Origin of the sequence: Schlesneria sp. (assembly GCF_036405755.1) — a bacterium.
GTDB lineage: Bacteria > Planctomycetota > Planctomycetia > Planctomycetales > Planctomycetaceae > Schlesneria > Schlesneria sphaerica.
Window position 1 is genome coordinate 1 of record NZ_DASWWZ010000297.1, and the last position, 13,818, is coordinate 13,818.

The 13,818-nt window shown below is 57.4% G+C and carries 10 protein-coding genes; 7 read left to right on the top strand and 3 right to left on the bottom strand.

The features are described from left to right. The first annotated feature begins 351 nt into the window (after positions 1 to 351). Positions 352 to 1,044 carry an NAD(P)H-hydrate epimerase gene (locus VGE80_RS10385; protein WP_440592612.1) on the top strand — a complete coding sequence of 231 codons (693 nt, stop codon included), beginning with the start codon at positions 352 to 354 and terminating at the stop codon, positions 1,042 to 1,044. Positions 1,045 to 1,061: 17 nt separating this feature from the next. On the opposite strand, the gene fmt is transcribed toward VGE80_RS10385, so the two are convergent. After that, on the bottom strand, positions 1,062 to 2,039 hold the full coding sequence (gene fmt, locus VGE80_RS10390) for a methionyl-tRNA formyltransferase (protein WP_440592613.1): 978 nt from the start codon (positions 2,037 to 2,039) through the stop codon (positions 1,062 to 1,064). Positions 2,040 to 2,071: 32 nt separating this feature from the next. Beyond that, the gene (gene def / locus VGE80_RS10395; protein ID WP_373649880.1) at positions 2,072 to 2,668 is read right to left on the bottom strand and encodes a peptide deformylase; all 597 of its coding nucleotides are present in this window, start codon (positions 2,666 to 2,668) and stop codon (positions 2,072 to 2,074) included. 580 nt (positions 2,669 to 3,248) lie between these two features. Here def and VGE80_RS10400 point away from each other — a divergent pair. The 6 genes from VGE80_RS10400 (at position 3,249) to VGE80_RS10425 (ending at position 13,067) form a co-directional block, all read left to right on the top strand. Beyond that, entirely contained in the window at positions 3,249 to 3,734 is a 486-nt protein-coding gene (locus tag VGE80_RS10400; protein ID WP_373649879.1) for a hypothetical protein, read from the top strand. 312 nt (positions 3,735 to 4,046) lie between these two features. Continuing rightward, positions 4,047 to 7,271, top strand: a complete 3,225-nt coding sequence (locus VGE80_RS10405) for a DUF1553 domain-containing protein (RefSeq protein WP_440592614.1) — start codon at positions 4,047 to 4,049, stop codon at positions 7,269 to 7,271. Positions 7,272 to 7,317: 46 nt separating this feature from the next. Next, positions 7,318 to 8,859, top strand: coding sequence for a DUF7133 domain-containing protein (locus VGE80_RS10410; protein WP_440592615.1), 1,542 nt, complete (start codon positions 7,318 to 7,320; stop codon positions 8,857 to 8,859). A gap of 252 nt (positions 8,860 to 9,111) precedes the next feature. Beyond that, positions 9,112 to 10,044: a sugar phosphate isomerase/epimerase family protein gene (locus VGE80_RS10415; protein WP_373649876.1), complete on the top strand. Its 933-nt coding sequence runs from the start codon at positions 9,112 to 9,114 to the stop codon at positions 10,042 to 10,044. Positions 10,045 to 10,399: 355 nt separating this feature from the next. Beyond that, on the top strand, positions 10,400 to 10,687 hold the full coding sequence (locus VGE80_RS10420) for a hypothetical protein (RefSeq protein WP_440592616.1): 288 nt from the start codon (positions 10,400 to 10,402) through the stop codon (positions 10,685 to 10,687). 172 nt (positions 10,688 to 10,859) lie between these two features. Further along, positions 10,860 to 13,067, top strand: coding sequence for a M48 family metallopeptidase (locus tag VGE80_RS10425; RefSeq protein ID WP_440592617.1), 2,208 nt, complete (start codon positions 10,860 to 10,862; stop codon positions 13,065 to 13,067). 42 nt (positions 13,068 to 13,109) lie between these two features. Here the strand turns inward: VGE80_RS10425 and VGE80_RS10430 are convergent. Further along, a partial coding sequence (locus VGE80_RS10430; protein WP_440592618.1) for an outer membrane protein assembly factor BamB family protein occupies positions 13,110 to 13,818 on the bottom strand: 709 nt, incomplete at its 5' end.

Sequence of the window (13,818 nt, forward strand, 5' to 3'; positions counted from 1 at the left end):
GGTATGATCGCAACAGGTCTCGGATCCCTGACCGCGCTCGCAGGTCGCAGAAACGTTCGTTTATAATAAAGAAACCGGCCCGAAAGTGAAAATGTTTTTTGTCGCCAAACCCGCGTGAAAGACTTTTTAATAGCTGGATTCCTCAAGCAACACTCGCGATAAGCCATACTATCGATCTAAGAATATGTGACATCAGAATGTTACATCGAAAGGGCTGAGATAATGACCGATGGTAGGCGTGCACAATGTTCGCCGAATTCAGGAACCAATTAGCCCTCGCCTACATCGCCCGGTGCGGTTCCCCGAAGAACCTGTAATAACGAACTGCTTCTGACGGCCGAAAGAAACCCCATGACAGCCTCATCCCCGCAAACCGCGCTGATGCCTCCCTTGACGCGAAATCAGGTTCGCGAAGTCGATCGGATTGCGATCGAAGAATACGGCCTCCCTGGACTGGTGCTGATGGAGAACGCGGGCCGGAACGCGGCAGAACACCTGATAAACCTCGGGATTTCTGGCCGGATCACGATCTGTTGCGGTAAGGGAAACAACGGCGGCGATGGGTTTGTGATCGCCCGCCACCTCGAGAACCGTGGGTTCGCGGTGAAGGTCCTCTTATGTGCACCTGCGTCAACGGCCACAGGGGATGCCGCAGTCAATCTGAAGGTCCTTCAGGTCGCGGGGACCCCGATCAAGTCGCCCCCCCTCGATTGGGATCAGGAACTGGCCGGAAGTGACTGGATCATCGATGCCCTGCTGGGAACCGGAACAGCGGGAACGATCCGCGAACCGTTCGTGAGCTGCATCAATGCAATAAACCGCTCCAACTGCCGAGTCTACGCCGTGGACCTCCCTTCAGGCCTGGATTGCGACACGGGCGAACCATTGGGGGTCTGCATCCGAGCCGATCACACCGCCACGTTCGTTGCCCCGAAAATCGGATTCAGTCGATCAGGCGCCGCCAACTGGGTGGGCCAGGTCCAGGTGATTGATATTGGAGTTCCTCGAACGCTCTTACAGCAGTTGCTTACCCGTTCGTCCTGAAAGGCCTGTCGGTCAGGTCATTCCATTCGAGCTTCCGCTCCGAACCGGTCACCGGATTCCACTTTCCGCCCCCGCAAAAAGTCAGAAACAGGCATGGGCCGTTTACCATCGGGTTGCACGTTCTGCAGCCGAACAGCGTCTTTTCCGCACTGGACTGTGATCGAACTGGAGTCCAACGCGATCACCGTGCCGGGAACGACTGCCAAGGCTCCAGCGGCATTTTCCACGGGATCCACAGCCAGAATCTGCAGACGCAAGGGAGGCTTGCCGGGCTGATGCAGGTAGCTGAAGGGGCCGGGCCACGACTGCATTCCTCGCACGTGCCGCTCCACCTCAACCGCAGATTTCTCCCACGGGATCAGACCGTCACTCTTGGACAGCTTGCGGACGTGAGTCATCTGCGATTCGTCCTGAGGCACCCTCGTTTCCTGCCCCAATGCGATCTGATTGATGACCTGCAGCGCGAGAGGCACCGCCATCTCGGCCAACCGCTGCTCGAGCTGCGACGTTGTTTCCTTCGTCCCGATCTCGGTTTTCGCAACCCCCAGCATCGGTCCGGCATCGAGCTTCTTGACGATCTCCATAATCGTAACGCCCGCTTCACGGTCACCGTTCAGGACCGCCGCATGAATGGGAGTTGCCCCTCGATACTTCGGCAGCAGTGAGGCGTGGAGATTGATGGTACCCAGACGCGGAATTGCCAGCACGGCATCAGACAGCATCTGGCCATACGCCGCGACGACGAACAGATCTGCTTCGGTCCCCTTCAGGGCATCGACACTTTCGGGCGTTTTGATCGAATTCGGCTGCAGGACGACCAAACCTCGCTCGGTGGCCAGTTGCTTCAATGGATTGACGTGCTGATGATGACCTCGCCCTGTCCGATCGGGCTGGGTCACCAGTCCGACCAGGTGGTGCTCTTGCCAGTCGCACAACGCCTGAAACGTCGGGAGCGCCAGCGGCCCGGTCCCGAGAAAGAGAATACGAATCGACACGTTTACCCCGCTGCTCTGCTACGACCTTTTCACTACGACTTCGCCACCAGGGGGGGCCGTGATTCCATGGCGAGTAAATCGCGTTTCAGAACTTCATCGGACGGATAACGCCCATCAGACTGCCAGCGGCGAAACTGGGTTTCGAAGTCGGCGACGACAGGCTGCAAATCGCGGGCGGCCGTCTCCGTCATCCGATCGATGAACAAGACACCGTCAAGATGGTCGGTCTCGTGCTGAACGGCTCGCGCGGCGAGATCATCCAGAGAATAGCCAAAGCACTGGCCATTCAGATCAAAGGCTTCGACTTCGATTTTCGCTGCCCGTTTGACCTGCCCGTACATGCCGGGAAAGCTGAGACACCCTTCCTCACCCTCAGTCGACCCTTTGCGTTTCAGAATTTCAGGGTTGATAAAGACCAGTTCCTCTTCCTTGTCTTCTGCATCGCCAGACAAATTGAGGACAAATAACCGGTAGGGGAGCCCAACCTGATTTGCCGCCAGTCCAATCCCTTTTGCGGCGTACATCAAAGTGAACATTTCGGCCACGACGCGACGCAGATCGTCGTTGATTTCCTGGATCTGCTTGGATTTCCATCGCAGCGCGGGGTGAGGGTAGGGCAGGATGTTCATGAAAGCTCAGACAAAGTTGAAGAGATCGAGTGCACAGTCGTTTTTGCAAGTATAGGTTTGCCACGGGACATGGTCGAGCCACGCGATCGAACTCCCCCCTCTCTGACGGCGCTTCCGGCTCAGCAACGCGGACACCCGGAAGGGGCAGAGAGATTAAGAAAAAATTCTGACACGCCGATGCGCTGCCTTGGGTAACTGAGTGCGTCGCTGCTGCGTGAGGTGACATGATCTTGAGAGAGCCTCCGCGATCGTCACTTTTCACGGCAGTTCGCGATCATGCGCAGCACGCTTTCAGACGGCCTTTCAGGCCACTCTACAGCAGTCTGAATGCGACTTCAGCCACGACGGCGAAGGCGAAAACGTGGCGATGTGCCGCACTCCGCCGCCGACAAAAGCCGAGTTCGCATCAAATTGGTGCTACCACAGATTTAGTACACTACAGTTTGTGGCTCGACAAGGGTTGAGACGAGCGATTCAATACAACCCTCGGATTGGACCGTGAACTCTTTCACGGGTGGCGCGCCGTGACCTGGAAGGTCATGCCCGTGATCGCGCCGGATCTTCAAGATGGAGAATCCCCATGCAGCCTGGATTGTTGAAGCCTGGTCGCGCCTATTCGTTCCTTTACCCTCGCTACAACTATCAGCAGCTTCCCGACAAGACGGAACTGCGGCGGATTGAGGTGGTGTCGATTCGCGACGTCCACCACGAGCCGCTTGACCCGACGACGCTTCCGCTGAATCCCTTACTGAAACGGGGAAGATGGCTCGTCACAGGTCGCGACCTCGACAAGGATCATGAACGGTCGTTCTATTTCGAATCGATGTCGAACGTGAAATGTCTGAGTGAGGATGAACTGGAGCCACTGAACGGTGTCGGCTACGTCGTCATCGAACAGACCCATGTCACGTTCCGCGCTGATCGACTCAGTGAGGCACTTGCCTATCGAACCGGGCGTCAACGGGGGACCGTCTGTGGGGTGCTGGCAACCCGGCCACGACAACTCCCCCCGGTCTCGATCCTGGACCAACCGCTCACCGAACAGGAGTACCACTTCGAATCGTAAGTAATGCAGAAGTAAGATAACTGCTTCACAGAGGCACAGAGTTTCATCCTAGCAGGAACGAGACGAAAACTGCCGGAACGCCGCCGCCCGTCACGGTCTCGGCCCGTTCATCAGGCCGAGCGCCATCATCGCCCTCTCGCCCTGTCCATTCTCTGTGCCTCTTCCAGAGGCCCGCGCCTGTTTCTGCAAGGTTGTATACTCACTTTTTGCCCAGTCTCCCTTTGTGTAGAATCGAACGGTTCGAGGGCCATCCAAAGTCGATCTTCGTTGTGAAAGCACTCTTAAACTGCGATTTTGCTTGTGGAGCTGTTGATGAACTGTCGAACGATCCCTCACGCGGCTTCCTGTGTGGCCGTCGTGATTCTTGCCAGCATGGCCTCGAACAGCGTTCTCGCTGCTGACACGTCGATCGAATTCAACCGCGACATTCGGCCGATTCTCACTGAATACTGTTTCTCATGTCATGGACCGGACAGTGCTTCTCGCAAAGGAGATCTTCGCCTGGATGTGCGTGACGCGGCTGTCGAGCGAAGCGCGATCACGCCGGGCGATCACACGAAAAGCGAATTGATCAACCGAATCGAATCGGCGAATCCCGACGAAGTCATGCCCCCTCCCGCGACGAAGAAACAGCTTTCCCCCGAACAGAAGCAGCTTCTTCGTCGGTGGATTGAGCAAGGTGCGGAATACCAGCCCCACTGGTCATTTCTCGCCCCCGTCCGCTCTCCGATCCCTTCTGTCAAGGACACGGCCTGGGTCCGAAATCCCATTGATGCTCTGGTGCTCGCAAAGCTGGAAGCCTCTGGCTTGAGCCCCGCGCCGGAAGCGGATCGCCGGACTCTCGCCCGGCGGTTGAGTCTCGACCTGATTGGCCTGCCTCCCAAGCCCGAAGCGGTCGAGAAATTTGTGACCGACACGAGTCCTCATGCCTACGAACGATACGTCGATTCGCTACTCGAGTCGCCGCAATGGGGCGAACATCGCGGACGCTACTGGCTCGATGTCTCACGCTATGCGGACTCTCATGGAATCCATTTCGACAACTATCGCGAGATGTGGTCGTACCGGGACAACGTCATCTCAGCCTTCAACCAGAACAAACCCTTCGACCAGTTCACGATCGAACAACTGGCTGGCGATCTCTTGCCGGGTCGATCCCTCGATCAGCAGATCGCATCGGGATTCAATCGCTGCAACATCACCACCAGCGAAGGGGGAGCGATCTCTGAAGAGTACCTCGTCCTGTACAGCCGCGACCGAACAGATACCGTGGCGCAAGTCTGGATGGGCATGACCGCCGGCTGTGCCGTCTGTCACGACCACAAGTTTGATCCGCTGTCGCAGAAGGAGTTCTACGAACTGGCCGCGTTCTTTAATAACACCACCCAGAACGCGATGGACGGCAACATCAAGGATACACCCCCCGTCGTGGTTGTCCCCACCGTCGCCGATCGGCCTCGCTTCGAAGCACTTCCTGCCGAAATTCATTCAGCGCGGGAGGCGACAGAAGCCCGACGCCGGGACGCCCGACCGGAATTCGATACCTGGTTAGCCACTGCGAACGTGGGGACAGTCGCCCAATCGATCCCGACCAGGGACCTGGTCATGCACGCACCTCTCAACGAAGGAGCAGGGAAGGTCACCAAGGTTGCCATCAATGGACAAATTCGGGACGTGAATCTCAACGATTCGGCGAGCTGGATTGATGGCCTGACCTCGAAATCGCTGGAAACACAAGGTGCGGCCGCAGATCTGGCCGACACCGGCGACTTTGATTCGAATCAGGCCTTCTCCTGCACCGCCTGGGTGAAAGTGCAGTCGAATGATTCTTCGGGAGCGATTCTGGCACGCATGGCACCGCCCCCGGGCCATCAGGGATGGGACTTGTGGGTTCAAGGCCGTCGAATCGGAACCCACATGGTGAGCAACTGGCCGACGGACGCCCTCAAGGTCCTGACACAGGCGCAGCTTCCGGGAAACGAATGGACTCACGTTACCATCACCTATGACGGCTCATCCAAAGGGGCGGGAGTCAAGATTTACTTCAATGGACAGGCTCAGGCGACGAACACGGAAGTCGACAGCCTGAAGGGATCGATCCGAACCAGCGTCCCGTTCCGCATCGGTGAACGAAGTTCTGGCCAGCCCGCCAGCGGGACTGGACTGCAGGACCTGCGACTCTATCAACGTACCCTCTCGCCATCAGAAGTCGAGTCGATGGCGAAAGTCTCTCGCTTCACTGGAATTCTCGCCAAGCCCGCCGACCAGCGGCCGGACGCCGAGAAGAATGAAATTTACCCCTGGTGGCTGCGAACCAGTGACGCCCCATTCCAGGAGCGAACGGCGAAGCTGGAATCTCTCGAGGCTGAGCAGAACGCGATCAAAGCGCGGGGCACCGTGGCCCACGTCATGAACGAACGGAACGAAGAGGCCATGGCCTACGTCCTGTTTCGAGGTGACTATGACAAACGCCGCGACCCGGTTAAGCCTTCGACTCCTGCTGCTTTAATTCCGTTCCCGACGACCGCTCCCAGGAACCGACTTGGCCTGGCGAAATGGCTGCTGGAACCGGCTCACCCCCTCACCGCTCGTGTGACCGTCAATCGCTTCTGGCAGGAAGTCTTCGGGACCGGGATCGTCAGAACCTCGGGCGACTTTGGAATTGCGGGTGAACTTCCTTCCAATCAGGCGCTCCTCGACTGGCTGGCGGTCGAATTCCGGGAAGGAAGCCCCAGTCTCAACTGGCCCTTCGAGACCGCGGCCGAGGTGAAACCGTGGGACGTGAAAAGGTTCTTCCGTTTGATCGTGACGTCCAGCACCTACCGGCAGTCTGCCGAAGCAACCCCCGACAAGCTGGAGAAAGATCCACAAAACCGCCTGATGTCACGTGGACCTCGTTTCCGCATGGATGCCGAAATGATCCGCGATTACGCACTCGCTGCAAGCGGGTTGCTTGTTGAAAAGATCGGCGGCCCCAGCGTCAAGCCCTACCAGCCTGACGGAGTCTGGGAAGCCGTGGCAATGATTGGCAGTAACACGCGTGACTATCGACGTGATTCCGGAGAAAACCTCTACCGACGCAGCATGTACACATTCTGGAAAAGGTCAGCCCCACCCGCATCGATGGAAATCTTCAACGCCACCGCACGTGAAACCTGCACCGTCCGGCGCGAACGAACGAATACGCCCCTTCAGGCGCTCGTGACCCTGAATGACACCCAGTTCGTCGAGGCGGCCAGACATCTCGCCCAGAGGGTGCTGACGGACGAACAACCCAGCTCAACAGATGACACAAGTCGACTGAACGCGATGGCCCAGCGACTGCTTGCTCGCCCCTTCCGGGCAGCCGAACTTCCCATCATTCAGAGTTCACTGGAGGATTTCGTAAAGTACTACGAGTCTCACCCCGACGACGCGAACAAGCTCATCACAGACGGGGAATCAAAACCAGATCCGGCAATCAAGCCCGAAACGCTGGCCGCCTGGACGTTACTGGCGAACGAGCTGATGAACCTGGATGAAGTGCTGAACAAGTAGATTTCATTTTCTCGCCCGATCGGTTCCCTCGCACATCGAGAACCCTATGAGTGACCAGACAGACTCGAGGACGTCCGGCGGCTCGGGGACACCCGAAGCAAACCTGACGCGGTTCTTACGATACGTTGTTCTGGCGCTGGCCTTCTGGCCCGCTTCGACTGCCGTCCGGGGCGCCGACACCGAGCCTGTCGAGAACGATTTCTATCGCATGGCCTCGTTCGAGGTCCCCAAGGAAATCATGCTCGAAGCGGGTGGAGTCGAACTGCTCCCCAATGGCGAACTGGCAGTCTCAACCCGTCGGGGTGAAATCTGGCTGGTGGATAAGCCGTTCGCAGAATCCCCGACCGACGCCAGGTTCAAACGCTTCGCTCACGGGCTGCACGAAGTGCTGGGGCTGGCCTACCGCGACGGCTGGCTTTACGCCACACAGCGGGGTGAGGTGACCCGACTGCGTGATGACAATGGAGACGGGCAGGCGGATCTCTTCGAGACCGTTAACGACGACTGGCAGATCTCTGGCGACTATCATGAATACGCCTTCGGTTCTCGATTCGACCGCGATGGCAACATCTGGGTCGTACTCTGCCTGACAGGCTCGTTCGGCAGCGACGCAAAGTATCGCGGGTGGTGCCTCCGGATCACTCCCGATGGCAAGTCGATCCCAACCTGCAGTGGCATTCGGTCACCAGGGGGAATCGGGATGAACGCAGAAGGAGAGATGTTTTATACCGACAACCAGGGTCCGTGGAACGGAACGTGTGGCCTCAAGCATCTCTCCCCCGGTAAGTTTGTCGGCCACCCCGGTGGGAACCGCTGGTATGATCTTCCGGAGGTGCAGGCCGCCATGGGACCTCGCCCGAAGGACCCGCAAAGCGGCAGCCGCTTCATGACCGAAGCAGCCAGTATTCCTGAGTACGAACCTGCCGCGGTCCTGTTCCCCTACGGCAAAATGGGTAAATCCGCCAGTGGGATTGTCTGCGACACAACCGAAGGACGATTCGGTCCGTTCACGGGGCAGATGTTCGTCGCGGACCAGAGCGACAGCACGGTCATGCGATGTTTCCTCGAAAAGATCGATGGCCATTATCAGGGGGCGTGTTTCCCATTCCGCGAGGGTTTTGGGTCAGGCTGCGTCGGCATGCTGCTGACCGACACGGGTACACTGTTTGTTGGCGGAACCAATCGGGGCTGGGCCTCGCGGGGCCAGAAGCCAGGCTCCCTGGATCGCGTTGTCTGGACAGGGAAAACTCCGTTCGAAATTCAGGAAATGCGGGCCAAGCCAGACGGATTCGAGCTGAAATTCACTCAACCCGTCGACCCCAAGTCAGCCGCCACAATCGATAGCTATCAGCTCGAAACCTACGGCTACATCTACCAGGCCCAATATGGCAGCCCCGAAGTCGATCAGACCCATCCGAAGATCGTGAGTGCCACGGTCTCACCCGATCAACTCACGGTCAGGCTGGTGGTCGACAGTTTGAAAGCAGGAAACGTCCACGAGCTGATCTCGGGTGGAGTTCGTTCGGCTACAGGCCAACCACTGCTGCACAAGGAAGCGTATTACACCCTGAATCGCATCCCCGAGTAATCCGGGAGCTTTTCGCAGGAACTACGAAGTCTTCCGCGAGTGACCCGTCCGCATCCATGACGACTCTCTGAGGATGGCATTCGCACGCTGAGGGGGTCCCCGGCAGGAACCTGTTTCGCAGAGAGGTGAACAACCGCATGGCTGGTCGTCTGCAATCAAGGGGAGAGGGCCTGTGTGGTGAATCTCCCCGGGCGTGACTATCCTGTTTCGGCCTGAATTTGCTTCCCGTCTGTTCTCACAGGAATCCCACGAATGCAGCTTGGTTTTGTCAGTGCAATCCTTCCTGAATGTTCTCTGAAAGAAGTCGCCAGGCTCGCGAGGACTTACGGTTTTTCCTGCGTCGAGCTGATGTGCTGGCCCCCCAGCAAAGCCGAGCGGCGCTACGCCGGGGTGACGCACGTCGATGTGACCGACTTCTCGTCCGCTCAGGCCGACGAAGTGAAGGGGATCATAAGCGACGCAGGGGTCGCGATCAGTGGCCTGGGATACTATCCGAACCCACTCGCACCGGACCTCGCGGAAGCCGAACGGTACGTCGAGCACATTCGGAAGGTGATTAAAGCGACCTCGCTGCTCGGCTTAACCCGCTTCAACACCTTCGTGGGGCGCGACTGGACGAAGTCCGTCGACGATAACTGGCCCCGGTTCATCGACACTTGGAAACCACTGGTCAAATTCGCAGAAGATCACGGTGTTCGCATTGGGATCGAAAACTGTCCCATGCTCTTCTCAAAGGATGAATGGCCCGGGGGCAAGAACCTCGCCACAACACCGGCGATCTGGAGACGGATGTTCGATGACATTCCCAGCCTGAACTTTGGCCTGAATTACGATCCGTCCCACATGATCTGGCAGCAGATGGACTACCTGAAGCCGATTCGTGAATTCGCCGACCGGCTGGTCCATGTGCACGCGAAAGACGTCCGCATCGATCGGCATAAACTTGATGAAGTGGGAATTCTGGCGCATCCAAACCAGTACCACACCCCCAAGCTGCCCGGGTTGGGAGACGTCAACTGGGGCCAGTTCTTTGGCACACTCGGTGACGTCGGTTATCGCGGCCCTGTCTGTGTCGAAGTAGAAGATCGGGCCTATGAAGAATCTCTCGACGCCCGCAAGGCGTCTCTCAAGCAAAGCGCAGTCTACCTGCGAAACTTTATTCGGGATCAGGGGTCCCTCGACTGACCCTTCTTCCTGATCATCAATGGCCTGTTTTCAGTCGGACTCCAGGCCAGCGACAACTTGCAGCACGGCAGTTTGTCGCTGGCCAACGGTCAATAAGTCCGCTGGGTCATTAGTGGACTGAACCGCAATCAAAGCGGAAAACAAGCTGACCGTGATTAGCAATGTCAGAATCGTAAGGTTCAGACAATGATTCCTCTTCAATTCCGCACTTCGGGGCGTCATTCTAACCGGGTTGATGAATGAAACCGGTATAAGGTAGAACTCTGCAACTGCTAGCTGTTCATGACAGGCTTGCTAAGTCCGTTATTTCAAAACTTGAAGAATCCTGTGCTTACAGGAAGAGGAATTTCGCCGCATGGCGATCCTGGCGGAATGTGATATCTGTGGAGCCCAGCACCGTGTGAAAGACGCATGGAAGGGGCGTACTATGGCATGCAAGGAATGTGGGACGCCAATACCGGTCCTGGACGACAACACGATTACGCCGGAGAACTATATTGAAGAACGAGGTCGGTTACGTCGCCGGCAAGCAGAGGATGCAAATCCGGGCTGGTACCGCCTGGTACCGATCCTTGCGGCCCTTGCCGTCGGTCTCACCCTGGCCTCTGCCATCTGGCTGATATCGGTGATCATTCATCTCTGATGGCATTCTGAATGCAGAGAACGCCCAACAGCCGTCCCCCATCTCACGAGCAACCTCAATCCTGCGACCGATAATCGGAAGCTGAATGATCGTAGTGCACCACCAGAATTTCACAGGTCTTGTCAATTAGTTAAGTTCGAGCACTTCATCCCGGCTGGACCGACGACCTCCTATGACACTTCGAGCTTCGCCCCTCTCGTCTAAGCAGAAAGCGCGCATCCTCGAAGCCGTCGAGAAAAAAGTCCCACTCCCGCCGGTAACGCACAAATATGTGATGGGCCTGGCGCTCACTGCTGCAGCGGTTCTGCTGTTACCTCTGCTTTACTTCGCGATGATGATCCTGCTGGCGGGACTGATATTCGCCACCGTGCGGTACGCCGATCACATTCTTCCGGGTTGGCCCGCTCTCTTACGGGGAACCCTGGTCGGACTGGTTGTCTTATTGGGAACGGGCCTGCTACTGGCATTACTGAAGCCCTTTTTGGCCCGAACTGCCGCAATCAAGCGACCTCGCGCCCTGAGGAAAGAAGCGGAGCCCTTTCTCTTTGACTACATCAACCGGCTGTGCGACGCACTGGGGGCACCTCGCCCGACCGCCATTCACATTACGTGTGACCTGAATGCCGCCGCAGAAATCCGCCGGCGCTGGACCGGTGGTGGAATTCGCCGGGGAATTTCTCTCTACATCGGACTGCCGCTGGTCGCTGGAATGAACCTACAGCAGTTTACCGGAATCCTCGCCCATGAATTGGGCCATTTCACGCAGCAAACGGCGATGTGGCTGGAGAACATGGTCCGCCGCACAAATCACTGGCTGTTCACGGTTGCGTACGAACGGGACGCCGTCGACGAGCGGTTGATGCAGCTATCTTCCATGGGGGGGCTGGTTGCCATCTGTTCGCTGGCGATTCTTGCGATGATCTGGGTCTCCCGCTGGATTCTGTACGCCTTTGCGATGGCCGGAACGGCCATTAGCTGCCTGATGTCGCGTGAGATGGAATTCAACGCCGACCGTTGCGAAGTCCGAATGGTCGGAGCAAAGGCTCTCGCCTCTGCCATGCGCAGGCTGCGTGAGCTGGATGTCGCACAACAGACGTCACTTCGCGACATTTCGGCCTTCTATGACGAAGGACGACTTCCAGACGACATCATTGCCCTGTCTGTCGCTAACGCGGGATATATTACTCCCCGAGTGAAATCAAAGATTCATGAGATGATGACCCAGCAGAAATCATCACTGCTGGACACCCACCCCTCCGATCGCGATCGCATCCTGGCCGCAGAGAGAGACGGCTCTCCGGGCCAGTTTCCGCGTGAGATCAGTGGGGAAAAGTTTCCCGCAACGATCTTGTTCGATCGCTTTCGGGAAATCTCTAAAGGAGTGACCGAGCAATTCTATCGTGACTCCCTCAATGACAAATTCTCTCAGCGACTGATCCACCCGGTGGAGAAAATGCTGCAGCGACAGACCGAAGAAATCAACGCCGGCAAGGCGCTGCGACGCTACTTTCAAACCGAAATTCCCCTCCTTCGTCCGCTGCCGATCGCACCCCAATCGACAGACGCCCCCGAGAATCCGGACGAGATTGTCAGTCATTTGAAGCGGGCCCGCGAGCGAATGATTGAAGAACTGCCCACGTATCAGCGCATCTCACCCCGGTACCGTTATGCGGAAGAGGTCCTGTTTGACACGATCGCGGCCCAGACCCTGCTTCAGGCCCAGGTTCCTTTTCCTCCCGCTCAGTATCGCCTGACAGACGCATCTGCACCCGCCTTAGAGACGAAACTGGAGCGCGCTCGCGATGGCGTCATGGTACTCGCCGGAAAAATGCTCGCTTTTGAAACCGAAGCAGGTGACCGCCTGTCATTCGCGCTGCAACTGCTTCACGTCCCTGATCTTGTCGAGAAAATCAGCGACGGTGAAAGCTTGTGTTATGAAGTCGATGACCTGCTTCCGCAGGAACAATACGTCAGCCGACTCATTGGTGAACTGCCATCGCTGCGAACCACGACTCACCGCCTGATGACTCTGTGGGAGCACTGTGCATCACGGGAACTCAGCCCGCGTGTCCTGAAGTTGCTTCAAACTCAACTGACCACTCTCAAATCGCGACTCGAGACAATCCAGCAGGAGATGGGAAATCAACTCTACCCATTCGATCATGCCCGTGCAGACATCACCCTGCGTGATTACGCACTGCCTCATGTTCCGGAAGAACAGGATCTGGGTGGACTGATTGATGTCGCTTATCAAATGCAGTCACGACTGACGACGATTCAGCTACGCCTGTTCGCCCGGCTGGCGCGAGCCGCAGAAAAAATCGAAGACGCGTTAGGAATGCCCGCACTGCCAGAACCGGAATCGGGCGATGACGTCTGATGCGGATCAACGACGAAGGCTCAACTCGCATGTGTGTGCGGGTTATTGAGGGACGCTAACGCTCTTCACGCAGTAGAGCGCATTTCCGGATCGAATAACCACACCTTGGGGAATGACGACCGCACCATACTGAATCGGGCCGGCAGCGTTCTGCATGGCCCTTCTACGGTTCGGGTCCTGTTCCCCCTGGATCGAGGGAGCATCCGGCTTTTTTTCTGCCTCTTCGGGGGATGGCCAGAGTCGATTGACCGCCGCGAGTTCGATGTATTCGTCCGCAGCCTGCAGCACGGTCGTAATTCCGTCCTTGCCGAAAACATAGATTCGGTCGCCGACCGGAATGGGTGTCGCCCAGCATGCTCCACACGAAAGTCGGCGAGAGAAGAGCTCCTTGCCGCTGGCCAGATCCAGGCAGAAGATGACCCCTGACGAATTGATCCAGTAGGCCCGCTGCTGCGAACAAACGGGTGAACTGAACGAGCCTCGCGCCTTGTCCGCAACCCACTGGACATTGAACTTCCAGCCATCATTGTCACGGACGATCCTCCCCAGCAGGTTAGTCCGCTCACCCTTTTCTGATGTTCCTTCGGAGGATCGCGCGGATGCACCGAGCAGCACCTGATCTCCATTGAAGACGATCGGGGTCGCGGACGAATTTCCGCCGACATCTTCGTAAGACCAAAGCTGCTGACCCGAAGCGGGGTCATATCCATCGACACTGCCAACCGAACTGCACACGATCTGGGGCTGATCA